Raw genomic sequence first — 24,180 nt, forward strand, 5'->3', positions numbered from 1 at the left:
GCTCTTTAGCGCCGATGGTAGTTGGGGGCTTCCCCCTGTGAGAGTAGGACGTCGCTAGGCAACCAAAACAGTCAGCTGTGTGCTGGCTGTTTTTTTATTTGAAACTTTTAGTAAGGAACCATGCAAACATAAAACCTCTTTCTATTTATAGTCCCATCATTCAGATTCTTTTTACTTATAGTTTTGACAATCATGAAGTAGGGATCCATCCAAACTCCTCATCAACAGTTTTACAGTAAGCCAATCGTATAAATGCTTTATCTCCATTAATAGTTCACCTTGATTATTGTAGTACATGGGTTGAATGATCTTGATTGACTATTGCAATATCATGGACATTTGGGGTAGTTAAAATCTACATTGGAACCCATGCTCCATGCTCAGTAAGTTAGGTTATTGCCATTTAATTTGAGATTATAAATAGTTTCTTGAACAGCAATGGAAAATGGTTTGAGGGGTAAAGAAAAGCAAATTTTAAAAATTGTCATGAAGACGAGTGGTATAACATAAGGTATGTATGTGTTTGTGGATCTTTGAATTCTGTTTAATGTTATTTTTATGCTCGTATTAAAAGGAAAAATCTATTTGTTGCTAGACACCAAATTTTGAGAATGCTATATTTATATTGTCATAGTATTTTTATAATTAGGAAAAAAAAGATTACTCCTTTAAAAGAGATTTGTTTTTCCTGATTATAAGGAGTGATGGCGTATAGTGCTAGATGAAGGATGATAGGTGCCTATGGTAAAGAAAACGTTAAAGCAAAGAATTGTAGACGCTTCAGTTGAGTTGTTTCAGCAGGATGGTTATCACAATGTAACTGTTGATCGTATTGTTGAATATATTGGGGCATCAAAGGGTGGATTTTATCATAATTTTAAATCAAAAGATGAATTGTTATATGAAATTCATGATGTCTTTATTTCATATGTTATTCAACAATCACAGGATGCATATGACAAATACAACACACCCATCACACGGTTATGTGCGATGCTGCAAACGCTGACACAAGTATTTGATATGTATCAAGCGCATATTACAATTTTTTATGAAGAGAGTCGTTCACTCTCAGATGAGTATAGTGAGATTATTCATAAAAAACGAGATCACTATCGGGACATCTTACAAAAAGTGATAGCAGAGGGCCAAGAAACAAAGGTTTTTCGTACCGAATTGCCTTGTACCATTGTCACAATGGCAATTGTAGGAATGATTAACTGGACTTATAAATGGTTTAAGCAATCAGGTCCATTAACAATGGAGCAAATTACAGATGTTTTTACTGATATGGTATTGCGTGCGATTGTGACAGAACAAGCAATGGAGGAAGCAAAGCAATTTATGATAAAGGGGTAGCCAGTAGAAAACACTGGTTTTATTATTTGTTTTTACAAACCGACTAGTCGGTATTTACTTTGGGCAATTATCATTGAGCTAAATCTACTATGGCAAATTTGACATTAGGGGGATTAGGGATGAATTTTGAATTAACAAAAGAGCAAGTAATGATTCGAGACATGGTGCGTGATTTTGCTGAGAAAGAGATTAAACCGTATGCTCGTGAGGTTGATGAGACATCAACGATGAGAATAGAAAGCTTTAAGAAGATGGCGGAACTAGGCTTATTGGGTATCCCATTTCCTGAAGAATATGGTGGTTCAGGCGGTGATACGGTGTCCTACGCTTTAGCTGTAGAGGAAATTGGTCGTGCATGTGGGGGCACAGGGTTAAGCTATGCAGCTGCTGTTAGCTTAGGAGCATCACCAATTTACAACTTTGGTACTGAGGAACAAAAGCAAGAATGGCTTGTTCCATTAGCAAAGGGTGAGACATTAGGAGCATTCGGTTTAACAGAGCCTAATGCAGGTTCAGATGCAGGTGGAACACGCACTACGGCAGTGATTGACGGAGATGATTACGTCATTAACGGAGAAAAATGCTGGATTACCAATGCAGGATACGCTCGACAAATTATTGTAACTGCGATCACTGGTAAACGCGAGGATGGAAAAAAGATTATTTCTTCTATTATTGTGCCAACGAATACACCAGGTGTAACGATTAATTGTAACTATGACAAAATGGGTGTTCGTGGTTCCAATACTTGTGAGATTGTTTTACAAAATGTTCGCGTCCCTCGAGCAAATCTTTTGGGGGATGAAAAGCGAGGCTTTAGCCAGTTTTTAAACACATTAGATGGTGGGCGTATCTCGATCGCAGCGCTTTCTGTTGGAATTGCGCAGGCAGCTTATGAGAAGGCACTGAAGTTTGCTAAAGAACGTGAGCAATTTGGTGCACCCATTTCGAAGCTACAGGCTATCCAATTTAAATTAGCGGATATGGCGATGGAAATAGAGCTTGCTCGTACGCTAGTACATAAAGCAGCGTGGCTAAAAGATCAAAAGAAACCATTTGGCAAAGAAGCTGCAATGGCTAAACTATTTGCTTCTGAAATGGGCTTCCGTACGTGTAATCAAGCAATTCAAATTCATGGCGGTTCTGGGTATATGAAAGAATATGATGTGGAACGTCATTTACGTGATATAAAATTAATGGAAATCGGTGAAGGTACATCTGAAATTCAACGTCTCGTCATTTCTCGTCTAATTGGCTGTTAATCATAATCAATTATGCCTCGGCATAATTGTGTCCGTAATCGGCTTTGTGCTGCATAAAGCACTCTTTTCCGATTTCGTGACATCTGCCGGAGGCTTTTACTTCTTTCAGCGATTTTTGGATACCTACTGAAAAGTAGCTCAAATCTGTATTCATCTCACTACTGAAAGAAGTGGAATAGCATAAATAAGGGGGATCTTCATGGCAGAACTTGTGTATCAAACAATTGGTCAATTGCTAGATGAGCAATCTAAAAAGTACCCACAGAATGAAGCATTGGTCTATGCTGATAGGAATTTACGAATGACTTATGAGCAGCTAAATGATCAAGCACGATTGGTAGCAAGAGGTTTAATGTCTCTAGGAATTGAAAAGGGCGATCATATAGCAGTATGGACGACCAATGTTCCAGAGTGGGTACAGCTTCAATTTGGTACAGGAAAGATGGGGGCTCCGATCGTTACGGTAAACACTAATTATCGTGCTAGTGAATTGGAGTATCTATTAAAGCAATCTGACGCCAAAACGATTTTTTTAATTGAAAATTTTCGAGACCATTCTTTTATCAATACACTTCAAGAGTTATGTCCAGAGCTTGAACATTGTGAACCTGGTAATTTGCAATCAAAGCGACTACCTTTATTAAAAAATGTTATTTTAATCGGTGAGACAAAATATCCCGGCATACTAAATTGGTCAGATGTATTAACTGCTGCCGATCGAGTAACCGAGGAACAATTAGAGCAAAGAGAGCAATCCCTTCATTATGATAATGTGATTAATATTCAATATACGTCTGGTACAACAGGTTTTCCTAAAGGTGTGATGTTAACACATTTTAACTTAGTCAACAATGCTGTCAACATTGCGGAGTGTATGCGTTTAACAGCAGAGGATCGACTATGCATTCCTGTACCCTTTTTCCATTGCTTTGGTTGTGTTATCGGGACATTAGCTATTACAACTAGTGGTGGAACGATGGTGCCAGTGCAGGAATTTTCACCAGAAGAAGTGCTGAAAACCGTTCAACAAGAAAAGTGCACAGCATTACATGGCGTGCCAACCATGTTCATAAGTGAGCTTAATTTACCGAATTTTGAGTCATTCAACCTTTCAACTTTACGAACAGGAGTCATGGCTGGCTCTAATTGTCCGATAGAGGTGATGAAAGCAGTCATTGAGAAAATGGGCATGACAGATATTACGATCTGCTATGGTCAAACTGAATCATCCCCAGTTATTACGCAAACGAGAACAGATGACCCGTTAGTGTTAAAAGTGGAAACGGTTGGCCGAGCTTTACCAAACTTAGAGGCGAAAATTGTTGTTCCTGGTACAAACGAGGAAGCACCAATAAATGAACAAGGGGAGCTATGTACACGAGGCTATCATGTAATGAAGGGCTACTATAAAAACCAAGAAGAGACAGATCTTGCGATTGATCAAGATGGCTGGCTGCATACAGGCGATTTGGCAACAATGGATGAAGCGGGCTATGTCCGTGTAACAGGTCGTTTAAAGGACATGATTATTCGCGGTGGTGAAAATTTATATCCCCGTGAAATTGAGGAGTTCCTTTATACACATTCGAAAATATCAGATGTTCAGGTTGCTGGGGTTCCTGACCCTGTTTATGGAGAAGAAGCAGCAGCATGGATCATTTTAAAAGAAGGCGAGCAGGCAACAGAAGAGGAGATTCGAGATTTTTGTCGGGATAAAATCTCTAGACATAAAATCCCAAGACATATTTTCTTTATCGATCACTATCCGATGACTGCATCTGGGAAAGTTCAAAAATATAAATTACGAGAAGATTTTTTGATGACCGTAAGATAAGGAGGGGCAGTGGATATGTTCAAGAAGGTATTGATTGCTAATCGTGGGGAGATTGCTAGACGTGTTATCAGAACATGCAAGCGCCTAAATATTCATACGGTTGCTATTTATTCTGAGGCAGATGCTGAAAGCTTACATGTGAAAGATGCAGATGAGGCGTATTGTGTAGGGAAACCACCCGTGGCACAAAGCTATTTAAATATCGACCGTATTATTGAAATTGCATTAGAAAGTGGTGTCGAGGCTGTTCATCCTGGCTATGGTCTACTATCAGAAAATGCACAATTTGCAAAGCTCTGTACAGAGGCAGGTTTAGTTTTTATTGGACCAAGTGCTGATGTTATTGCTTCAATGGGAAGTAAATTAGAGGCACGTAAAACAATGAAAGCTGCTGGGGTTCCCATTGTAGAAGGTGTAGAGGCTCCTGTAAAGGATGCAGAAGAAGCTACTGAAATCGCTGAACGTTTAGGCTATCCAATTATGTTAAAGGCATCAGCAGGCGGAGGCGGTATCGGCATGCAACTTGTCGAAAATGCAGATGAGCTTGCAAAAGCTTTTGAGGGGAATCAAAAACGTGCACAGTCGTTTTTCGGTGATGGCACGATGTATATGGAGCGATTTATCGCTAACCCTCATCATGTAGAAGTCCAAATTATTGCCGATCATCAAGGCAATGTTGTTCCGTTATTTGAACGTGAATGCTCTATTCAACGAAGAAATCAAAAAGTAGTAGAAGAAGCACCATCACCGTTCATTTCTCAAGAAACAAGAGATAAAATGCTAGAAGCGTCAGAGAAGGCTGCAAAGCACATTGGTTATGTTAATGCTGGAACGATCGAGTATTTAGTGGATGCAGATCAAAACTTTTACTTCTTAGAAATGAATACAAGATTACAGGTAGAGCATCCAGTCACAGAGGAAATTACAAGGCTCGATTTGGTAGAAGAACAATTAAAAATCGCTGCAAAACTACCTTTAACATTTACGAGAGAAAGTATTACTAAACAAGGTCATGCGATTGAGGTGCGTATATACGCCGAAAACCCTTCAACGTTTTTCCCATCTCCCGGTACTATTACAACTCTTGAATTACCGGCTGGCGAAGGGATCCGCAATGAATGTGGTGTAGAAACGGGCTCAACAGTAACGCCATTCTATGACCCGATGATTAGTAAATTGGTTGTGTGGGGAGAAACAAGGGCTATTGCATGTGAGAGGCTAACTCAAGCACTAAAGGCGTATAAAGTGGAGGGTATTCAAACAAATATTCCGATGCTGCTGAAAACCGTTACGCATGAACAGTTTTTAAATGGCTATACGACTACTAAATTTGTAGAGCAGTATTATTTACCGCAATTAGCAGAGACAAAGTAACTATATATGGGCATTCGTACTTCATGGGAAGTGCGAATGCATGATTAATAATATTAGGAGTGAATGACAATGGCAACAGTAAAAGCAAGCATGGCAGGAACAGTATGGAAAATCGTCGTAACAGAAGGTGAGAAAGTGACAGCAGGTCAAGATGTAGCCATTTTAGAATCGATGAAAATGGAAATTCCGATTGCAGCAGAAGAGGATGGCGTGGTAACAAAAATCATTGCCAATGAGGGAGATTTCATTAACGTTGATGATGATATTTTAGAAATTGAATAAGAGGAGGCCTCTTTATGCAACTACCTAAGGATGTCGTGATTAAAGAAGTCGGTCCCCGTGATGGTTTACAAAATGAAAAAACACATATTACAACAGCAGATAAAGTTCAATTAGTGAATTTGTTGAGTCAAACAGGATTAAATTACATCGAAGTGACTTCGTTTGTACATCCAAAGTGGATTCCACAATTGGCAGATGCTGTCGAGGTTCTTCAAGCCATTAAAAGGAATAAGGATATTACTTATGCAGCACTTGTACCAAATATGCGAGGCTTAGAACGAGCTTTGCAAGCAGAAGTAGATGAAGTAAGTATTTTTATGTCTGCAAGTGAAAGTCATAATCAAAGTAATATTAACAAAACGATTGACGATACATTTCCGATTTTAGAGGAAGTAGTGTTAGGGGCTAAAACTGCAAAGAAAAATGTCCGAGGTTATATTTCAACAGTCCTTGGCTGTCCCTATGAAGGGTATATACATCCCGATAAAGTACTGCGTGTAACGGATAAATTATTAGAGATGGGTGTAACTGAGATTTCTCTTGGTGACACAATTGGCGTTGGTGTACCAACTCAAGTTGAGTTTCTTTTAGAGGAACTATTAAAAAGATATCCTGCTGACAACTTTGCGATGCATTTTCATGATACACGTGGCACGGCGCTGGCCAATATTATGAAATCTTTAGAAATAGGTATTACCAAATTTGATAGTGCACTTGGTGGTCTAGGGGGCTGCCCTTATGCCAAGGGAGCTTCAGGTAATGTAGCCACGGAAGATTTATTATATTTATTCGATGAAATGGGTATTCAAACAGGTGTAGATCGACAAAAAATGCTAGAGGCAGCACTCTTTATTGAACAGAAATTGGGCAAAGCTGTTGCATCAAAGCAAATGGCGATTGTCCGTAATGAAAGGAGTGCGAATCAATTATGACTCAACTAATTCGCTTTGAATTACTAGAGGGAAGTATTGGCCTTATTACCCTTTCAAGACCAGAGGCTGCGAATGCGATGTCTGTTCAGTTGCTTCGAGAGCTATCCGATACGCTTGATCAAATTAATGGAGATCCAGCAGTGCGGGTAGTCTTACTGACAGGCGCTGGGGAAAAGGCATTTTGTGCAGGGGCTGATTTAAAGGAACGTAAAGGTATGACTGATCGACAAGTTAAGCAAATCGTCCAATTGATAGGTGCCACAGTGGCGAAAGTAGAGACACTCGCTCAACCTGTCATTGCAGTGCTAAACGGCGTAGCTTTTGGTGGAGGACTAGAGTTAGCCTTAGCTTGCGATTTACGTGTCGCAGCAACACATGTAAAGTTAGGTCTCACTGAAACCTCTCTCGGTATTATTCCGGGGGCGGGAGGAACGCAACGACTTCCTCGTCTAATTGGTATTGGAAAAGCAAAGGAATTAATTTATACAGCACGTCGATTAAATGCTGAGGAAGCTAAAGATTATGGCATCGTTGAGTATATACATGAGGCACATGAGGTATTGGTGAAGGCGCAGCAGCTTGCTCAAGAAATGGCAAAAAATGCACCATTATCTTTAGTACAGGCTAAAGTGGCTATCAATCAGGGTGTTGAGGTAGATTTAGCTACGGGTTTAAAAATTGAATCACTTGCATATAGTGCACTGATCCCTACAGAAGACCGATTAGAGGGTCTGTTGGCCTTCCAAGAGAAGCGGGCACCACGATATTCAGGGAAATAAGTAGGATGATTAAATCAGGTTAAAAACTCTAACTGAAATCTAAGCGCATTTTAATTGATTTTTTGGCGCATGTGTAAAGGACAATGAAAGCGCCGAACAATAATTTTGGCGTAATTGATGGGGTAAAGGGAGGAATTAAACATGAGCAATATATCAACAGAAAATACGCCACCTACAATGAAAGATAAAATTCTAACAGGTGGTTTACCAAAATATCATGACAAAAATGCGCAACAAGGGAAGCTATTTGTACGTGAACGTCTTGAACTATTACTAGATGATGGTCTTCAATCAGAAGATGGCCTCTATGCAAACTGTTTAGCAGGAGATTTACCTGCTGATGGTGTTGTCACAGGAATTGGTAAAATTCATGGTCGCACGGTTTGCGTATTAGCTAACGATTCAACTATTAAAGCTGGCTCTTGGGGAAAACGCACTGTTGAAAAAATGATTCGTATTCAAGAAACTGCTGAAAAACTTAACTGTCCATTACTATATTTAGTCGATTCAGCAGGTGCACGTATTACAGATCAATTAGAAATGTTCCCAGGTAGAAGGGGAGCAGGCCGTATTTTCTACAATCAGGTCAAGCTATCAGGTAAAGTGCCACAAATTTGTTTACTATTCGGTCCGTCTGCTGCAGGCGGTGCTTACATTCCTGCATTTTGCGATATCGTTGTCATGGTTGAAGGAAACGCATCCATGTATTTAGGGTCTCCACGTATGGCTGAAATGGTAATCGGAGAGAAAGTAGATTTAGAAACAATGGGTGGCGCAAAAATGCACTGTTCTGTTTCTGGCTGTGGAGATGTGCTTGCCAAAACAGAACAAGAGGCCATTGCTTATGCTCGAAAATATTTAGGCTATTTCCCTAATAACTATGCAGAACGTAGCAAGGTGGAGGCACCTAAACCACCTGCTACATTTGATAAAACTATTGAGGAACTGATCCCACAAAACCAAAACGTTCCATTTGATATGTATAAGTTAATTGAGCGTATTATCGATGAAGATTCGTTTTGTGAAGTGAAGAAATTATTTGCGTCGGAATTAATTACTGGCTTTGCACGCATTAATGGGCAATCGGTAGGCATTATCGCTAACCAACCTCGTGTTAAGGGAGGCGTATTATTCCACGACTCTGCAGATAAAGCGGCCAAGTTTATTTCTCTTTGCGATGCATTCAATATACCGCTATTATTCTTAGCGGACGTCCCAGGCTTTATGATTGGTACACAGGTTGAACGAGCTGGAATTATCCGTCATGGAGCGAAAATGATTTTTGCTATGAGTGAAGCGACTGTTCCAAAACTAACAGTCATTGTTCGTAAAGCATATGGTGCTGGTTTATATGCAATGGCTGGCCCTGCCTTTGAGCCAGATTGCTGTATCGCATTATCAAATGCACAGATTGCAGTAATGGGGCCAGAAGCTGCGGTCAATGCGGTCTACGCCAATAAAATTGCTGAACTTCCAAAAGAGGAGCAAGCAAACTTTATTGCTGAAAAACGTAAAGAGTACCAAGAGGAAATTGATGTGTATCGATTAGCATCAGAATTAATTATTGATGATGTGATTGAGCCAAATGAATTGCGCAAGGTACTTGAAAATCGTTTAGAGCTTTACATGTCAAAATACTTACTTTTCTCACAACGTAAGCATGGGGTAAACCCAGTATAAATACTTATGGGAAGGCTGTCTCTCTGTCAGGAGACAGTCTTTTTTGCTGATAAATTTTATCAGCTACTTGCATGGTCTAGGAGAGCATATTAAAATATGGGAAGGAATAAAGGGAAGTGGGTGTTAAGCATGTTGAAAAACAACATAACGGATGTTCAAGGTAATGCCAAGCTCCCATTACCATATCGAGATGTTATTGATACATACTATTTGCCAATAAAGATAATTGGTTGGATTTTATTTAGCATCTATTCCTTTATAGCTTTTTATAAATTGGTTATTGATCGCTTAGTTAATGTAGTCGTTGTGTTATGGAAAGGTGATTATTCTATAGGTGACTTAGGATTGTTTGATTACAGTAGTTGGCGATTAACCACTAATTTTGTTCCCTTTGAAACCATTCTCCGCTATATAAACTACTCTCAATATTTTAATTGGGATACCATAATCATTAACTTACTTGGCAACTTATTAATTTTTACCCCTATGGGCTTTTTACTGCCATTACTATCGAAGAAATTCCGTAAAGCATGGGTAATAATTTGTTTAGGCTTTTTCGCTAGTCTTACTGTAGAAACCATTCAATTTATTTTTACAGTGGGCTCTGCGGATATTGATGATTTAATTTTAAATACAATTGGTGCATGGCTCGGTTATTTAGCTTATAAAGGCCTATTGATTAAACCAAAAAAATGAGAAAACAGCCAGTATCGATAGAGGCTGTTTTTTTAAAATTAATAAACACTATTTATTTTGTGTTAATGGTAGTATTTTTTATTGAAATCAAAATAAAAGTAATAAATGAACGAGGTAAACATTTTGGAAATAAGGTCTTTATACCTAATGCAGAAAATAATTTGTATCTCTTTAGGTGGTTAGTAGTAATTTATACTTGAATTTAATAATGAAAATTCCGATAATGAGTGTACAGAAACTGTTCAGATGGAATAGATATAGTAAAAAAAGATATTCATATCTAGAATCTAATTGGCATATGAAGATAGAAGGATGAGGTGAAAACTATGAAAATATCTAATTCAATGGAGCAAGAAAGATTGTCGTCACCATTTAATCGTAAAAAGATCTTGCAGCGTAAAGAGGCGGGAAATGCATATCGAAAAAATGCTATGTATTTTCAACCAAAGAAAAATCCATTATTGCTTGAGCTTGAGAATCTACTGTTAGGACGGACGGATCAAGATTTATATGAGCAACAACAAGAAGATTCAAATGAAGTAACACCTCAACAGCAGGCCATTATGGAAGAATTGCAGCAAACTAAAGAGAGTGTCCGTGCACATGAGCAAACCTATAAATGGGGAAGTGGTGATCATGCCGAATTAACAGCTGTAACCAATCCGGAATTTAATGATACATTACAAATTTTAGAGCAAGTGCGAAATGCAGCACTATCACCGAAAGAGCCTTCTCCGCAAGATTTACGTGTAGCAGAAATCATGAACGCTCAAATTCAACAGATAGTACATGAATCGAACGCTGAAGTTGATACAATAGATGAACATGCATCACCTTTTGTAAGTGAAGTTATTCCAGTGAAGGTTCCAGAACGTTTCTCGAAGAAATTGAAATTGGACCCATTTGCAGATACAATTTTCGGTAGGAGTCATGACGTTGTATTTAAATTGAGTGCCTTCAAACAGGCTTCTGAAAAGTATGCGGCTCATGTTCAAATGACGAAGAACGGCTATCGCCCAGACAATGATTCTATGTTCTCTTTGATAGCTTGATGTTGTAGATGGGAGATTACAGATATGGCAAAGGCAAAGCATACGAAAACAAATGCAATTAGAATATTAGAGCAGCAAAAAATCCATTTTGATGTGATTGAATATGATACTGGAGACGGTCAAGTCGATGGTGTGTCTGTTGCAGAAAAAATTGATCAACCTGTTGCCCGTGTTTTTAAAACGTTAGTAGCAAAGGCAAGTGCACAAAAATTATTTGTATTTGTCATTCCAGTGGCTGAGGAGCTGGATTTGAAAGCTGCTGCAAAGATTGTCGGGGAAAAGAAGATTGATATGCTAGCTGTAAAAGATTTACTTGGTTTTACAGGTTATGTTCGTGGTGGATGCTCGCCAATTGGCATGAAGAAGTTATATCCTACTGTTATCGATGAATCTGCTCATCAACATGGAAGTATCATTGTTAGTGCGGGGAAAATCGGTATGCAAATCCATGTGCAGCTAGATGATTTGAAAAATATTACAAAGGCCCAGCTTGCCCCAATTACTACTACCCATTTGTGAAAATGGGTAGTTTTTTTAATTTGAATAGAAGTCCGCTATTAATCAATCCACTCACAAGCACTATCTCACGATATTTGTAGAAAATATGATACAGTTAGAGCATTATCATACATAGAGAGAGGGATAAGAAATGCGCAAAATAATGGGGTGGCGCTGGACATTTTTTATTGGTGGGTTAATTGTAATGTCACTAGGAATTACGATGTCTATAAAAGGGAAAATAGTTGGAACGAGTCCTTGGGATGTCTTGCATGTGGGATTATTTCAAAATTTCGGATTAACCATCGGTACATGGTCTATTTTAACAGGGCTTTTTATTGTCGCTTCAACATCGATTGTATTGCGAGAATGGCCCAAGATTGGTACATGGCTGAACATGCTACTAATCGGTTCATTCATTGATGTATTTAACTGGTTGTTGCCTTCAACGGATGTATATGGTCTACAAATTACATATTTTATCATTGGTTTATTTGTCTTAAGCTTTGGCTGCGGTATGTATATTGCCCCAAATATGGGGGCAGGCCCACGTGATACATTAATGATGATACTGGTTGAAAGATTTGGCGGATCCATTAAAACTGCGAGAATGGGGATCGAAGTACTAGTGACCATTGTTGGGTGGCTACTAGGTGGACCAGTTGGAGTAGGAACGGTATTAATTGCTTTAACTTCAGGCTATATTGTGCAATACTCATTACCTTATTGTCGTAAAGTGTTAATGAGATGTATTGGTAATATCGAAGGTATGAAGCCATTTTATTAAACAATAAAGCTACTTTTATCTGCCAAGGATAGGGGTAGCTTTTCATCTTTTTTAGTGTTCCTTCATATAATGCAAGGCAGAAGCTAAAGGAGGAACGACATTTGAACGGAAATGTGACGTATTATTTTGGACACGCATTGACTGGGCAAGGTGTGAAACATTTATATAAAGAAATGATGGAAGAAGCAGAGCTAGTTTATTTTTTACAGGGTGCATCAACATTTAAAGGATCAGAGCTGTTAAAAGAACTAGGTTATTTTTATGTTAAACAAGGCTTTGCTGTCGAATGGTTTAAGCATGCTTTATTAGAGGAAGTCGTCGAGGCTGTTTATGTAAAAGGTTGCAATAGGCTTTATGTATGGGCATCAGAATGGGATATTGAGCCGACAATGCTTGGTACGAAGCATCGTGTTTTGTCTTTTTATGATTGCTTAGAGGATGTACAGCTTGAGAAGATTGGTGAGCAACTTGCTGATGCTGTGCAGGAACGTACTTCTTGGCATGATAAATGTATTGCTAAGCTAAATCAGGCTATCAAGCTCCACGATGATTGGGAGATTGCGACACAAAGTTGCATGAATTGGCAGGCATTAAATGACCAGGTGGAAAATTTAAAGTCGGAGGTTTTCCAATCTATTGTCTTAAATAAAACGGGTGAGCGGACACACCGTTTACTTGGAACATTAACGCCTAGAGGTGCAGAAAATACAGTTGAAAGTATTACGAAAAATATATCGACGAGATTAATGATTAAAGGTAAACCGGGTACAGGCAAATCTTCCTTGATGAAGGGCTTAGCAGATGAAGCGAATGCAAGAGGTCTCGATGCACAAATTGTATGGTGTGGCTTAGATGCGGGATCTGTGGATATGGTCATTATCCCAGAACTAAATTTCTGTATCTTTGATAGCACGGAACCCCATGTTTATGATCCACAGGATGGTCGATTAGGAGATAAAATATTTGATATTGGGCAGCATTGTACGCTAACAGAGGAGGCAGAAATGGCAGTTGGGACAGTAAGAGCGCGCTATAAAGAAGCAATGCAGGATGCGATGGGCTATTCAAAGCGTTATGCAGAAGCAGAATATACAGTACGCCGACTATTAGATAATTGTCTATCTGCTGCTTTATGGCGAGAAAAAACAGCGCCATTATTCGAAAGATTAACAAAGTAATTTAGCTAATGGCTTGCTTGTGCTAAACTAGGAGCTAGAAACAGTTTTCCTAGGAAAGGATGATACGCTTGTCAAAAGTATTGAATGCATTTTTAGATGAAAACCTACAAGCCTTACATGAACAAGGCTTATACAATGAAATTGATCCAGTAGAGGGTGCAAATGGCCCGATTATTCAGGTGCGTGGCAAAAATCTTGTTAACTTATCCTCTAACAATTATCTAGGCTTAGCAACAAATGAGGAATTAAAGCGTATTGCCAAAGAGACGATTGATAAATATGGTGTGGGTGCAGGTGCTGTTCGTACAATTAACGGTACACTTGACTTACACGTTAAATTAGAAGAAAAGCTTGCTGAATTTAAAGGAACAGAAGCAGCTATTTCTTATCAATCAGGCTTTAATTGTAACATGGCAGCTATTTCTGCGGTCATGGATAAAAACGATGCGATTCTTTCTGATCAATTAAACCATGCCTCTATTATTGATGGTTGCCGTTTATCTAAGGCGAAAATCATTGCGTTTAATCACTCAGATATGGATGATTTACGTGCCAAGGCAAAAGCTGCAAAAGAATCAGGATTGTACAATAAAGTTATGGTTATTACGGATGGTGTGTTCTCAATGGATGGTGATATTGCTAAATTGCCTGAAATTGTGGAAATTGCCAAAGAGTTTGATTTAATTACTTATGTGGATGATGCACATGGTTCAGGTGTAACAGGTAAAGGTAAAGGAACTGTGAAGCATTTTGGACTTGAAAAAGAGATTGACTTCCAAATTGGTACGCTATCAAAAGCAATTGGCGTTGTGGGTGGCTATGTAGCTGGTAAGAAGAACTTAATTGATTGGTTGAAAGTTCGCTCACGTCCATTCCTGTTCTCGACAGCTTTACCACCAGGAGATGTGGCAGCCATTACTGCTGCTGTACAAATGCTGATTGATTCTACAGAGCTTCACGATAAGCTTTGGGATAATGGTAACTATTTAAAAGCTGGATTAGAGAAGCTTGGCTTTAATATAGGTGAATCTGAAACGCCAATTACACCTTGTATTATTGGCGATGAAAAGCTGACACAGGATTTTTCAAAACGTTTATTTGAAGAAGGCGTGTATGCAAAATCCATTGTCTTCCCAACTGTTCCAAAAGGTACAGGGCGTGTTCGTAATATGCCAACAGCAGCTCATACAAAGGAAATGCTTGATGATGCATTAGCGATTTACGAAAAAGTTGGTCGTGAATTAGGTGTTATTCAATAAAAAGCAAAAAGGCTACCTCATTTGATGAGGTAGCTTTTTTTGATGGATAGAACAAGAAATGTGACGGAAAGCTCGCCTGAATAGACGGATAGAACAAGAAATGTGACGGATAACTTGCCTAAATAAATGGCTCCTTATTTTGAGCTAATAACTTTCGCTGCCTTTAATTGCTGAACTTCTTGATTAGAGATATTTAATGACTGTAAAATTTCTTCATTATGCTGTCCTAAAGTAGGGGCTGCATTAGTTAATTGTCCCGGCGTTAGTGAGAATTTTGCTGGAAAACCTAGTGTCCTCATTGGTCCAGCAGTTGGATGTTCATAGGATACGACCATACCGCGCTCTAAAATATGAGGATCATTCAATGTTTGATCATAGGAATAGATGGGGCTGGACGGTACGCCGTGTTCATCTAAAAGCGCCAGCCAGTAAGTCGCTTTATGCTTTGTTAATTCGCTCTCAATTTCTGCCTCCAGAACTTTCACATGTTGGGCGCGTGAATAGTTAGTAGCAAAGAGAGGATTGTCTAACCAATCAGGTCGGTTGACAACCTGTATCGCAAAAATTTCCCATAGCTTTTGATTGCCAGCGCCTACTAAGATATAGTCATCCAGTGTTTTAAAACCTTGATAGGGTGCGGATACTCGATGAGCAGTCCCTGTCCGATCAGGTAACTCACCTTGACCAAAGTAAGCGGCAGCCTCCCAAACAGTCCAGGCTAGTCCTGACTCTACTAAAGATACATCTATATACTGCCCCTCGCCCCTACGCAGCTTATAAATATAAGCCATTAAAATAGATTGCAAGGCTGTTTGGGCAGCGGCAATATCATTGACAGCAAAGCCAACTTTTACAGGTCGACCATTTGCTTCACCAGTCATATGCATTAAACCGCTTAGACCTTGTGCCATAATATCATAGCCACCCTTTTGACTATAGGGACCCGTTTGTCCATATCCCGAAATAGAGCAGTAAATTAGTCCAGGGTTGATGGATTTTAATGTATCATAATCAATACCGAGCTTTTTCGTAACACCTGGTCGATAGTTTTCCACAAGTACATCAACAGATTGGATAAGCTCTTTAAATAAGGATAAACCCTCTGGCGTTTTTAAATTTAAACAAACACCTTTTTTATTTCGATTAACGATCATATACATATGACTTTCTTCATTAACAAACGGACCCATTGTACGGGTGTCGTCGCCATTTGGATATTTCTCAATTTTAATGACTTCTGCACCCATATCCGCTAAGACCATCGTACAATAGGGACCAGCTAATACTTGGGATAGATCAACAACTTTTAATCCCTTTAATGCTTGTTTCATATAACCTCAGTCCCATCATTTTTGACTATTGTGATGTTACGTAACCCTTTGATGGAGGTCGCGCCTGCTAATGCAATGGAAACCTTTAATTCATCATAGATATTTGTCATTACTTTTTCGACACCTTGTTGTCCGTCAAGAGCCAGTCCATAGACGAATGGACGCCCAATCGCAACAGCATCTGCTCCTAAGGCAAGAGCCTTTAATGCATCCATGCCACGGTATACACCGCTATCTAGAATAATAGGAATTTGTCTATTGACAGCTTTCACAATGGCAGGAAGCGCATCAAGTGAACCAATAACACCATCTAATTGTCGGCCGCCATGGTTTGATACGATAATACCGTCAATTCCGTTGTCAATGGCTAGCCTTGCATCTTCAGGATGTAAGATTCCCTTCAATAATATAGGGAGATTTGTACGTCGTTTTAATTCTCGAACATGTTCCCAATTGAGTGTGGGGTGGAAGACATTTTGCAGGACACCCTGTACATAGGATTCAAATGAATCATTAGGCAAGGAAGCCGTAAAGACAGGATCATTCATATAATTTCCTCTTGCGTAGCCTAATTTTAGCGGTGAAAATTGATTGCGCACATCTTCTTCTCGCCAACCAAGCATTACCGTATCGACCGTTAAAACGATGGCTTCAAATCCAGCCGCCTCTGCTCGTGCAGCCATACTGAACGCAATTTCTTCATTTGTAGACCAATACAATTGGAACCATTTTGTTGATGAAGTGGCGGCTTCGGCAACATCTTCGAGTGCATAAGTGGAAACCGTGCTTTGAATATATGGGATATTTAAATGCTGAGCAGCACGTACAACGGCAAGTTCACCTTCATCGTGAACCATTCCGTTCATGCCAACAGGGGCAAAGAGCAAAGGCGTTGGATATGTTTTCCCGAACAAATTAATGGAAGTATTAACTTTTGATACATCATTTAAAAAGCGGGGAACAATGGAGTACTTTTCAAAAGCTGTACGATTATTGCGCAGTGTTTGCTCACCACCAGCACCTGAGCGAATGTAGCCGAAAGGCCCAGCTGGAATTTTTTCTGCTACAGCTTTTTCTAAATCTGCAAAACAAATAGGGAAGGGTGCTTGGGCACTTATATTTTTTAAGAGTAGGTCACCATCAGTTGTATTTGTCATCGTTACTACCTCACTTATTTATTGAAAATAGGCTTTCTTTTGTTTAAAAAAGCTTCAATACCTTCGTTATAATCATCAGAACTGAATGAATCGAGAATCAATTGTGCCAGCTCATCGCTTTCTTCATTTTCACCATCCACTATAGCTTGAATAATTTTTTTGATACCTGCATTTGCAATAGATGATTTACTTAAAAGATGTTCAGCGAATCGCAGTGTAGCATTTTCAATTTCCTCTGGCTCGTGTAGGGCGGTAATCAAGCCAATGCTTCTTCCTTCTTCAGCTGTAAAAATGTTTGCTGTGTATAACATTTCTTTTGCCTTGGCGACACCAACAATATTGATTAGACGTTTGGTGCTCTCAAGATTATAGACAATACCAATGTTCGCAGCTGTGATGCCAAGCTTACTCTGCGGTGTCGCCAATCTAAAGTCACAAGCGTTGGCTAACTCTAAGCCTCCACCGATTGCTAGGCCTTGGATCATTGCAATCGTTGGATGTGGAAATTTATAGAGGGCATCAATCGCTTTTAAAGCTAAATCATTATAGGCTTTGGCATTATCCGCAGCATAACGAATATCCAAAAATTCACTAATATCAGCACCAGAGGAAAAGGCAACTTCATTGACACCACGCACAATTAATAGCTTGATAGAAGATTCTGTACGTAACTGCTCTAGCTGGTCTACTATAGCTTGAAACATGGCTCTTGATAAAGAATTCCGTTTATCCGGACGGTTTAACACTAACGTTGCGATATAGCCATTTTTCTCTACATAAATTTCAGTTGACATCGATATCCTCCTCTTAGTCTTTCTTCAATTTCGCAGCAATGCGGTTGCCAATGGATTGAATGCTTTGTACAAGGATGATTAAGATAAACACAGTTGCATACATGACATCCACCTCATAGCGTAAATGACCATAACGGTAAGCAAGGTCACCTAATCCGCCAGCACCAACCATTCCCGCCATAGCCGTTGCGCCAATCAATCCAATTGTAGCAATAGTTAAGCCTAAAATAATAGATGGGCGTGCTTCACGTAATAAAACATGCCAAATAATATGGCGACGTTTAATACCCATTGCGGTGTAGGCTTCAACAACGCCCGAATCAACTTCTAAAAGTGCAGATTCCATCAATCGTGCGATATATGGAGCCGTATAAACTACAAGCGGAACAATAACGCCTTTGACACCAATCGTTGTTCCGACGATAAGCTTTGTAAAAGGTAAAATGAAGAATAATAAGATGATGAATGGAACAGAACGAATAATATTGATGAATAGGTTAAAAAATTGATAGAGAAATTTATTTTCAAAGGATTGACCAGGTCGTGTTAAAACAATTAAAAGTCCTAATGGAATTCCAATTAGAATAGAAAAGAATAGGGAAATTCCGACCATTTGAAATGTTTCGATAATTGCTTTTCCAATAACCTCTGACCAATCAGTAAAAAAGCTATTCATTGATTTCGCCTCCTAATCCTTCCACAGTAACACCATTTTCAATAAAATATGTTAGTGCTTTTTGGACAATAGTTGGTTCTCCGTTTAAATGCACCACGATGTTACCAACAATACCATTCTTTAATTCAATGATATTTGCCGTTAGTATGTTTGGCTGTACGTCGTATACTTTGCTGACTTCTGCTAATAATGGCTTACCAGTACTTTCACCAAGGAATGTTAAACGAATTACACTACCTGAAACATTTAATTGCTCGATAAGAGAAGGAGATAAATTCCGTTGTGAAATGGTATTTAAAAACTTTCTCGTTGTGGGATGTTGTGGCTTTGCAAAGAGCTCAATAGCAGTACCAAACTCCACTACTTTTCCGGACTCTAGAACAGATACCTCATCACATATTTTCTGAATTACATTCATTTCGTGTGTGATCAGTAGGATAGTAATTCCTAATTCACGGTTAATTTTTAGTAAAAGCTCTAGTATGGCCTCCGTTGTCTCAGGATCAAGTGCACTTGTTGCTTCGTCACTAAGTAAAATTTCCGGCTCTTGTGCTAATGCGCGTGCAATTGCGACACGCTGCTTTTGACCACCTGAAAGCTGATTAGGGTAGCTATCTAGTTTTTCTGTTAAACCTACAATTTCTGCATATTTAGCCACGCGGTTTTTTACTTCTGTATCGTTATAACCAAGTAGCTTTAAGGGAACAGCAATATTGTTGTAAACGGTTGCCGTCTTTAAGAGATTAAAATGTTGAAAAATCATTCCGATCTTTTGGCGTGTTTGGCGTAAGTCTTTAAGAGAAAGGGCAGTAATGTCGACATTGTCAATCAAAACTTTTCCTGCCGAGGGGCGTTCTAGTAAATTAACACAACGAATAAGTGTACTTTTACCAGCACCACTATAGCCAATAACACCATGAATCTGTCCCTTTTTTACATGAAGATTGATTCCATCCACAGCTTTAATAATGCCTTTTTTTGTCTTATACTCTTTTGATATATTTTGTAATTGAATCATAAGATTGATTGCTCCTTTCTAAACTTCTAAAAAGCAAGAATCTGCTCGGTTTCCATTGGGAATTTTGGCAGATTCTCTAGCTTATAGAAGCTTCGTTGCATGTATTACCAGCTAGGGATCACAGAACCTTTGAATTCTTCTTCAATGAATTTGCGCACTTCATCAGATTGATAAGCCTCAACGAACTTTTTAATCGTTGGGTCATTTTCATTTTTAGCACGAACCACAATGTAGTTCACATATGGAGAGTCAGTAGATTCTAAAAGAATAGAGTCCTCTTTCGGATTAATACCCGCTTCCAACGCAAAGTTTGTATTAATAGCTGCTACATCTACTTCACTAAGCTGCTTAGGAATTTGCGCAGCTTCTAATTCAATGAATTTTAAATTCTTTTTGTTTTCTTCTACATCACGAACTGATGCTGTTAAATCTGCTCCATCTTTCAATGTTATATAGCCTGCTTCTTGTAAAACGAAGAGGGCACGCGCTCCATTTGTTGGGTCATTCGGTAAGCCAAAAGTCGCGCCATCAGGAATGTCATCAAATGATTTATATTTTTCAGAGTAAATACCCATTGGATTTAAAATTGTTTTGCCAACTGCTACTAAATCCGTATCATGATCTTTATTAAATGTTTCAAGGAAAGGCTTATGCTGATAGCTATTTGCATCAAGATCTCCTTCAGCTAAGGATGTATTTGGTAAAACATAATCAGAAAATGATTTTAGTTCCACTTCTAGACCTTTTTCTTTTGCTACTTTAGCAGCAACCTCTGCAATTTGCTCATGGGGTCCTGAAGTGACACCCACAACTATTTTATTTTCATCGATTGCTTCATTTTGTCCTTTACTATCTTCTTTAGAGCCACAGCCTGCTAGTGCTGCTACTAGTGTAAGACTTGCTAAACCAACTAAAATCTTATTTTTCTTTTTCATGAAAACTACCCCCAAAAATTGTTTTATCGGTTTTTTGAAAATAAAAAAACTCTCTTACAAATTAAGAGAGGCTCATGAAAAAAGTCCTCTCTTATCTATCAAACGAATTTCGTTTGCAGGATTTAGCACCTTCCTTTATAAAAGGAGGTTGCCGAGCTTCATAGGGCCAGTCCCTCAGCTACTCTTGATAAGAGATTCATATTATTTTTTTGTATTTCCGATAGAACTAATATAATTTATAGGGTATAGTAAGTCAATAAATATTTTTGAAATTTTTTATATTGTTATAATATTTCGTCGTGAAAGAGGGAGAAAAATGTCTGTAAGAGTTACTTATGGGATAGGTTCGTTTGGTAAGGTAATTAGTGCCCGTCTACTAATGGGGACAGACATCATTGAAGGAATGGAGGCACTTTGTGAAGAGAATAATATTGAATCAGCAACAATTGTTAGTTGTATTGGCAGCTTTCAAAAAAGTAGTTTTGTATATTTAGTACCTGATGAAACCTCCAAAATTAACGTACAATACAGTGATGTGATCGAAAAGGCAGGGCCACTTGAATTTATCCAAGGTTCAGGAGTTGTTTGTAAGCGTGATGGAGAGGGAGGCTATGAAACTCATTTCCATGGTTCGATGAGTGATCAGTGGGGAGTGGTATCTGGTGGCCATTTTATAAAGGGTGGGAATATCGTCATTACTGTTGATATAGTGCTGGCAGAGGTTCAAGGCATTCAGCATATCCGCAAGTTGGACGATGAAACAGGTCATGTACAATTTTACCCATTAGAGCATGGATTAGAGTTTCCAAGAAAGATTGAGAAATAGAAAATCCCGTAGCTAGAGAAAGCTACAGGACTCTATATTGTTACAAGTTAAAATAATTTTAATTGCTCAATTCTCTGGATTGCTTCACGCAAGCGTTCCTCGCTAACAAGTAAACCAATACGCACATAACCTTCGCCATAATGACCGAAGCCGTTGCCTGCTGCCACAGCGATATCAGCTTTGTCGAGCAATAAATCGGCAAATTGTTCGCTTGTAAAACCTACTGGGACAGGGAGCCAGGCAAAGAAGGAACCTTTTGGTGCTGTCACCTGCCAGCCAATTCTTCGAGCTTCTTCGATTAGTACATTTCGACGACGCTCATAGGTAGCTCTCAGTTTTTCTGCACACTCTTGGGAAGATGTAAGTGCAACAGCTGCTGCCTGTTGAATAGCAGGGAATTGGCTACAAAACAGGTGATCCTGAATAAGATTAATAGCAGCAATAATTTCAGCATTACCAACAGCAAAGCCTATTCGCCATCCTGCCATATTGTAAGTCTTCGATAATGTGTACATCTCGATTCCGACTTCTTTTGCACCATCAGCCTGTAAGAAACTAATCGGTTTATTGCCATCGAACCCAATCGCACCATAAGCAAAATCATGTGATACGATAATATTATGCTCCTTCGCAAAGCGAACAGTTTCTTCAAAGAATTCAGGTGTTGCTGTACCACCTGTAGGATTATTTGGGTAATTTAAGTAAAGTAACTTCGCTTTTTCCTTAATTTCTTTAGATAGGGCATCATAATCAGGTAAGAAATTATTTTCAGCAAAAAGTGGCATAACTTCAAAATTTACATCACCTAATACAACACCTGATAAGTAGTCAGGATAGCCTGGGTCTGGTAAGAGCATCGTATCACCTGGATTTAACACAGCCAAAGGTAGCTCAACAAGACCAATTTTTGTACCACCAAGAATGGCTACTTCAGTATCGGGATCAATCTCCACATCATATTCCCGTTTATAAAAATCGGCTGCCGCTTGACGTAATTCAGCGATACCACGAAACGGCGAATATTTGTGGTTTTGAGGATTTTCAGCTGCTTCCTGTAATGCTTGAATGATGTGAGTAGGCGTTGGCTGGTCGGGATTTCCCTGACCAAGATTAATAACATCACGCCCTTCTTCTAAGGCATTGTTTACTTTTTGAACGAGTGCCGCAAAAAATTGAGTGGGTAATTGCTGTAGTTTTTTAGAGAATTCCATGCATGATCACCTTTTTCAGAATATAATAATTATTATTGAAGAATATGAAGCAAATAGTATTACTTTTTTTGTTAATTGTCTAGACCCTTTATAAATAAAGGTTTGAAATACTCTAAAAAACCACAGGCGACCAAAAAGCGACTAAATTACAGTATTTTATCAAATAACTCGATAGCTGTTCGTTTATCTTCTTTAGTCAAGTGGCTATAGCACAGTGTCACAAAGGCGTATCAAGATTATTAAAATTGTTGGTGATTCATTTCAGTTTTTTTGTTTTACAAGGTACAGTGATAGAGCAATGACTAAAAGATTTTATCGTTCTAAAACGGAAGAAATTCCAATTAATGAAACAATGGATATATATAAGGTATGTACTGAGCTGTTAGATAGATAAATATTTTGAAGGGGGAGCCAGCACACCAATTATCTGTTAGGTTGACCAAACTTGAACCGGAGCGAAATATCCAACTAGATTTATTTGATGATCGTAAGGACAAACGGCAGATTCTTGGTCATACGGTGGATGCAATTAGGGCAAAATTTGGACTTACATCAAGAGCAGTATCGTTCACAGATGCTGGAACAGCGCTTAAACGTGAAAACCTTGTTGGCGGTCATTTAGCTTAGTTTATAGTTAATGAGTTCGCTTTTACACTAGACAAATGTGATTTTTTAACATATAGTTGATGTAATAAAATCGTTTGCAAGGGAACAATGAATTCACATATTACAAAGAGTAATCGTGTATTGTTAGATACTTTTTGTAATATGTGAATTTTTTTCTTTTGAAGTAGTATGATTTTATTTAATACAATTAATGGAGGTCATTATAAATGGCACAAGGTACAGTGAAATGGTTTAACGCAGACAAAGGTTTTGGTTTCATCGAAATGGAAGGCGGACAAGACGTTTTCGCTCACTTCTCAGCTATCCAAGGTGACGGATTCAAATCACTTGAAGAAGGTCAAAAAGTTGAATTCTCAGTAGAAGATGGCCAACGTGGACCACAAGCTGCAAACATCGTAAAACTTTAATTTTTAATGAAGAAAACCACTCATTAGTAGAGTGGTTTTTGTTCAGAATTTGCTTAGGTTGTTGTGTTTTTTATTAATGTAAGATTTCATATTTTTCCTAAACCTAAACTTCAAAAAAAGCCCAGGTTGGACTTACCCCTGTCAAGTAGACAGTTTAAAAAAGACTAAGCAGCCATCTGATGTCGATATTCTATCGGTGTCAGATGGTTGAGTCGTTTTTGAAAGC

The 24,180-nt window shown here is 38.7% G+C and carries 24 protein-coding genes and 1 riboswitch; of the genes, 17 read left to right on the forward strand and 7 right to left on the reverse strand.

Features of this window, described 5'->3' with window-relative positions:
* Positions 1-741: 741 nt before the first annotated feature.
* The 14 genes from AO843_RS21950 to AO843_RS22015 all read left to right on the forward strand — a co-directional run bounded on the left by AO843_RS21950 (position 742) and on the right by AO843_RS22015 (position 14,972).
* Complete coding sequence (locus AO843_RS21950) at positions 742-1,359, forward strand: TetR/AcrR family transcriptional regulator (RefSeq protein ID WP_054613199.1); 618 nt, start codon at positions 742-744, stop codon at positions 1,357-1,359.
* Positions 1,360-1,478: 119 nt separating this feature from the next.
* Entirely contained in the window at positions 1,479-2,621 is a 1,143-nt protein-coding gene (locus AO843_RS21955) for an acyl-CoA dehydrogenase (RefSeq protein ID WP_054613200.1), read from the forward strand.
* 199 nt (positions 2,622-2,820) lie between these two features.
* The gene (locus AO843_RS21960; protein ID WP_054613201.1) at positions 2,821-4,455 is read left to right on the forward strand and encodes an AMP-binding protein; all 1,635 of its coding nucleotides are present in this window, start codon (positions 2,821-2,823) and stop codon (positions 4,453-4,455) included.
* A gap of 15 nt (positions 4,456-4,470) precedes the next feature.
* On the forward strand, positions 4,471-5,829 hold the full coding sequence (locus tag AO843_RS21965; RefSeq protein ID WP_054613202.1) for an acetyl-CoA carboxylase biotin carboxylase subunit: 1,359 nt from the start codon (positions 4,471-4,473) through the stop codon (positions 5,827-5,829).
* A 69-nt stretch (positions 5,830-5,898) separates the two neighbouring features.
* A complete protein-coding gene (locus AO843_RS21970) occupies positions 5,899-6,111 on the forward strand; it encodes an acetyl-CoA carboxylase biotin carboxyl carrier protein subunit (protein ID WP_004225532.1) in 213 nt (70 codons plus the stop codon).
* A gap of 14 nt (positions 6,112-6,125) precedes the next feature.
* Entirely contained in the window at positions 6,126-7,043 is a 918-nt protein-coding gene (locus tag AO843_RS21975) for a hydroxymethylglutaryl-CoA lyase (protein ID WP_054613203.1), read from the forward strand.
* Positions 7,040-7,822, forward strand: coding sequence for an enoyl-CoA hydratase (locus AO843_RS21980; protein WP_054613204.1), 783 nt, complete (start codon positions 7,040-7,042; stop codon positions 7,820-7,822). Before AO843_RS21975 ends, AO843_RS21980 begins: the two co-directional genes overlap by 4 nt.
* Positions 7,823-7,963: 141 nt before the next feature.
* Positions 7,964-9,502, forward strand: a complete 1,539-nt coding sequence (locus AO843_RS21985) for an acyl-CoA carboxylase subunit beta (protein ID WP_054613205.1) — start codon at positions 7,964-7,966, stop codon at positions 9,500-9,502.
* A 96-nt stretch (positions 9,503-9,598) separates the two neighbouring features.
* Positions 9,599-10,198 carry a VanZ family protein gene (locus AO843_RS21990; RefSeq protein WP_231630229.1) on the forward strand — a complete coding sequence of 200 codons (600 nt, stop codon included), beginning with the start codon at positions 9,599-9,601 and terminating at the stop codon, positions 10,196-10,198.
* Between the two features lie 326 nt (positions 10,199-10,524).
* Positions 10,525-11,250 (forward strand): hypothetical protein, encoded by a 726-nt coding sequence (locus AO843_RS21995; protein WP_054613206.1) that lies wholly within the window; start codon positions 10,525-10,527, stop codon positions 11,248-11,250.
* 24 nt (positions 11,251-11,274) lie between these two features.
* Positions 11,275-11,769: a Cys-tRNA(Pro) deacylase gene (gene ybaK, locus AO843_RS22000; RefSeq protein WP_054613207.1), complete on the forward strand. Its 495-nt coding sequence runs from the start codon at positions 11,275-11,277 to the stop codon at positions 11,767-11,769.
* 130 nt (positions 11,770-11,899) lie between these two features.
* A complete protein-coding gene (locus AO843_RS22005) occupies positions 11,900-12,535 on the forward strand; it encodes a YczE/YyaS/YitT family protein (protein ID WP_054613208.1) in 636 nt (211 codons plus the stop codon).
* A gap of 101 nt (positions 12,536-12,636) precedes the next feature.
* On the forward strand, positions 12,637-13,713 hold the full coding sequence (locus AO843_RS22010) for a hypothetical protein (RefSeq protein ID WP_054613209.1): 1,077 nt from the start codon (positions 12,637-12,639) through the stop codon (positions 13,711-13,713).
* A 59-nt stretch (positions 13,714-13,772) separates the two neighbouring features.
* Positions 13,773-14,972: a glycine C-acetyltransferase gene (locus AO843_RS22015; protein ID WP_197278985.1), complete on the forward strand. Its 1,200-nt coding sequence runs from the start codon at positions 13,773-13,775 to the stop codon at positions 14,970-14,972.
* Between the two features lie 134 nt (positions 14,973-15,106).
* Here the strand turns inward: AO843_RS22015 and AO843_RS22020 are convergent, their stop codons facing one another.
* The 6 genes from AO843_RS22020 to AO843_RS22045 all read right to left on the reverse strand — a co-directional run bounded on the left by AO843_RS22020 (position 15,107) and on the right by AO843_RS22045 (position 20,883).
* A complete protein-coding gene (locus AO843_RS22020) occupies positions 15,107-16,303 on the reverse strand; it encodes a CaiB/BaiF CoA transferase family protein (protein WP_054613211.1) in 1,197 nt (398 codons plus the stop codon).
* Positions 16,300-17,460: an alpha-hydroxy acid oxidase gene (locus AO843_RS22025; protein WP_054613212.1), complete on the reverse strand. Its 1,161-nt coding sequence runs from the start codon at positions 17,458-17,460 to the stop codon at positions 16,300-16,302. The genes AO843_RS22020 and AO843_RS22025 overlap by 4 nt, the downstream gene beginning before the upstream one ends.
* A gap of 14 nt (positions 17,461-17,474) precedes the next feature.
* Positions 17,475-18,254, reverse strand: a complete 780-nt coding sequence (locus tag AO843_RS22030) for an enoyl-CoA hydratase/isomerase family protein (RefSeq protein WP_054613213.1) — start codon at positions 18,252-18,254, stop codon at positions 17,475-17,477.
* A gap of 13 nt (positions 18,255-18,267) precedes the next feature.
* A complete protein-coding gene (locus AO843_RS22035) occupies positions 18,268-18,930 on the reverse strand; it encodes a methionine ABC transporter permease (RefSeq protein WP_054613214.1) in 663 nt (220 codons plus the stop codon).
* The gene (locus AO843_RS22040) at positions 18,923-19,948 is read right to left on the reverse strand and encodes a methionine ABC transporter ATP-binding protein (RefSeq protein ID WP_054613215.1); all 1,026 of its coding nucleotides are present in this window, start codon (positions 19,946-19,948) and stop codon (positions 18,923-18,925) included. Before AO843_RS22040 ends, AO843_RS22035 begins: the two co-directional genes overlap by 8 nt.
* Positions 19,949-20,052: 104 nt before the next feature.
* Positions 20,053-20,883, reverse strand: coding sequence for a MetQ/NlpA family ABC transporter substrate-binding protein (locus AO843_RS22045; RefSeq protein ID WP_054613216.1), 831 nt, complete (start codon positions 20,881-20,883; stop codon positions 20,053-20,055).
* A gap of 88 nt (positions 20,884-20,971) precedes the next feature.
* A riboswitch (SAM riboswitch) is annotated at positions 20,972-21,077 on the reverse strand.
* A 122-nt stretch (positions 21,078-21,199) separates the two neighbouring features.
* Here AO843_RS22045 and AO843_RS22050 point away from each other — a divergent pair.
* A complete protein-coding gene (locus AO843_RS22050) occupies positions 21,200-21,709 on the forward strand; it encodes a PPC domain-containing DNA-binding protein (protein WP_054613217.1) in 510 nt (169 codons plus the stop codon).
* Positions 21,710-21,756: 47 nt separating this feature from the next.
* Here the strand turns inward: AO843_RS22050 and AO843_RS22055 are convergent, their stop codons facing one another.
* On the reverse strand, positions 21,757-22,920 hold the full coding sequence (locus AO843_RS22055) for a pyridoxal phosphate-dependent aminotransferase (protein WP_054613218.1): 1,164 nt from the start codon (positions 22,918-22,920) through the stop codon (positions 21,757-21,759).
* Between the two features lie 399 nt (positions 22,921-23,319).
* Between AO843_RS22055 and AO843_RS22060 the strand changes: the two genes are divergently transcribed.
* Together AO843_RS22060 and AO843_RS22065 are read left to right on the forward strand one after the other, a co-directional pair.
* A complete protein-coding gene (locus AO843_RS22060) occupies positions 23,320-23,547 on the forward strand; it encodes a hypothetical protein (RefSeq protein WP_197278986.1) in 228 nt (75 codons plus the stop codon).
* A 206-nt stretch (positions 23,548-23,753) separates the two neighbouring features.
* The gene (locus AO843_RS22065) at positions 23,754-23,954 is read left to right on the forward strand and encodes a cold-shock protein (protein WP_054613220.1); all 201 of its coding nucleotides are present in this window, start codon (positions 23,754-23,756) and stop codon (positions 23,952-23,954) included.
* Positions 23,955-24,180: the final 226 nt, after the last annotated feature.

Source organism: Lysinibacillus sp. ZYM-1 (assembly GCF_001308875.1).
Classification (GTDB): domain Bacteria; phylum Bacillota; class Bacilli; order Bacillales_A; family Planococcaceae; genus Lysinibacillus.

Bases quoted from the DNA above. Each gene is read 5' to 3' on its own strand.
- AO843_RS22040 (WP_054613215.1), bottom strand. From the start codon at position 19,948: ATGATTCAATTACAAAATATATCAAAAGAGTATAAGACAAAAAAAGGC.
- AO843_RS22055 (WP_054613218.1), bottom strand. From the start codon at position 22,920: ATGGAATTCTCTAAAAAACTACAGCAATTACCCACTCAATTTTTTGCG.
- AO843_RS22035 (WP_054613214.1), bottom strand. From the start codon at position 18,930: ATGAATAGCTTTTTTACTGATTGGTCAGAGGTTATTGGAAAAGCAATT.
- AO843_RS22045 (WP_054613216.1), bottom strand. From the start codon at position 20,883: ATGAAAAAGAAAAATAAGATTTTAGTTGGTTTAGCAAGTCTTACACTA.
- AO843_RS21955 (WP_054613200.1), top strand. From the start codon at position 1,479: ATGAATTTTGAATTAACAAAAGAGCAAGTAATGATTCGAGACATGGTG.
- AO843_RS21950 (WP_054613199.1), top strand. From the start codon at position 742: ATGGTAAAGAAAACGTTAAAGCAAAGAATTGTAGACGCTTCAGTTGAG.
- AO843_RS21965 (WP_054613202.1), top strand. From the start codon at position 4,471: ATGTTCAAGAAGGTATTGATTGCTAATCGTGGGGAGATTGCTAGACGT.
- AO843_RS22030 (WP_054613213.1), bottom strand. From the start codon at position 18,254: ATGTCAACTGAAATTTATGTAGAGAAAAATGGCTATATCGCAACGTTA.
- AO843_RS21975 (WP_054613203.1), top strand. From the start codon at position 6,126: ATGCAACTACCTAAGGATGTCGTGATTAAAGAAGTCGGTCCCCGTGAT.
- AO843_RS22025 (WP_054613212.1), bottom strand. From the start codon at position 17,460: ATGACAAATACAACTGATGGTGACCTACTCTTAAAAAATATAAGTGCC.
- AO843_RS22065 (WP_054613220.1), top strand. From the start codon at position 23,754: ATGGCACAAGGTACAGTGAAATGGTTTAACGCAGACAAAGGTTTTGGT.
- AO843_RS22020 (WP_054613211.1), bottom strand. From the start codon at position 16,303: ATGAAACAAGCATTAAAGGGATTAAAAGTTGTTGATCTATCCCAAGTA.
- AO843_RS21960 (WP_054613201.1), top strand. From the start codon at position 2,821: ATGGCAGAACTTGTGTATCAAACAATTGGTCAATTGCTAGATGAGCAA.
- AO843_RS22005 (WP_054613208.1), top strand. From the start codon at position 11,900: ATGCGCAAAATAATGGGGTGGCGCTGGACATTTTTTATTGGTGGGTTA.
- AO843_RS21970 (WP_004225532.1), top strand. From the start codon at position 5,899: ATGGCAACAGTAAAAGCAAGCATGGCAGGAACAGTATGGAAAATCGTC.
- AO843_RS22050 (WP_054613217.1), top strand. From the start codon at position 21,200: ATGTCTGTAAGAGTTACTTATGGGATAGGTTCGTTTGGTAAGGTAATT.
- AO843_RS21980 (WP_054613204.1), top strand. From the start codon at position 7,040: ATGACTCAACTAATTCGCTTTGAATTACTAGAGGGAAGTATTGGCCTT.
- AO843_RS21995 (WP_054613206.1), top strand. From the start codon at position 10,525: ATGAAAATATCTAATTCAATGGAGCAAGAAAGATTGTCGTCACCATTT.
- ybaK (WP_054613207.1), top strand. From the start codon at position 11,275: ATGGCAAAGGCAAAGCATACGAAAACAAATGCAATTAGAATATTAGAG.
- AO843_RS22015 (WP_197278985.1), top strand. From the start codon at position 13,773: ATGATACGCTTGTCAAAAGTATTGAATGCATTTTTAGATGAAAACCTA.
- AO843_RS21990 (WP_231630229.1), top strand. From the start codon at position 9,599: ATGGGAAGGAATAAAGGGAAGTGGGTGTTAAGCATGTTGAAAAACAAC.
- AO843_RS21985 (WP_054613205.1), top strand. From the start codon at position 7,964: ATGAGCAATATATCAACAGAAAATACGCCACCTACAATGAAAGATAAA.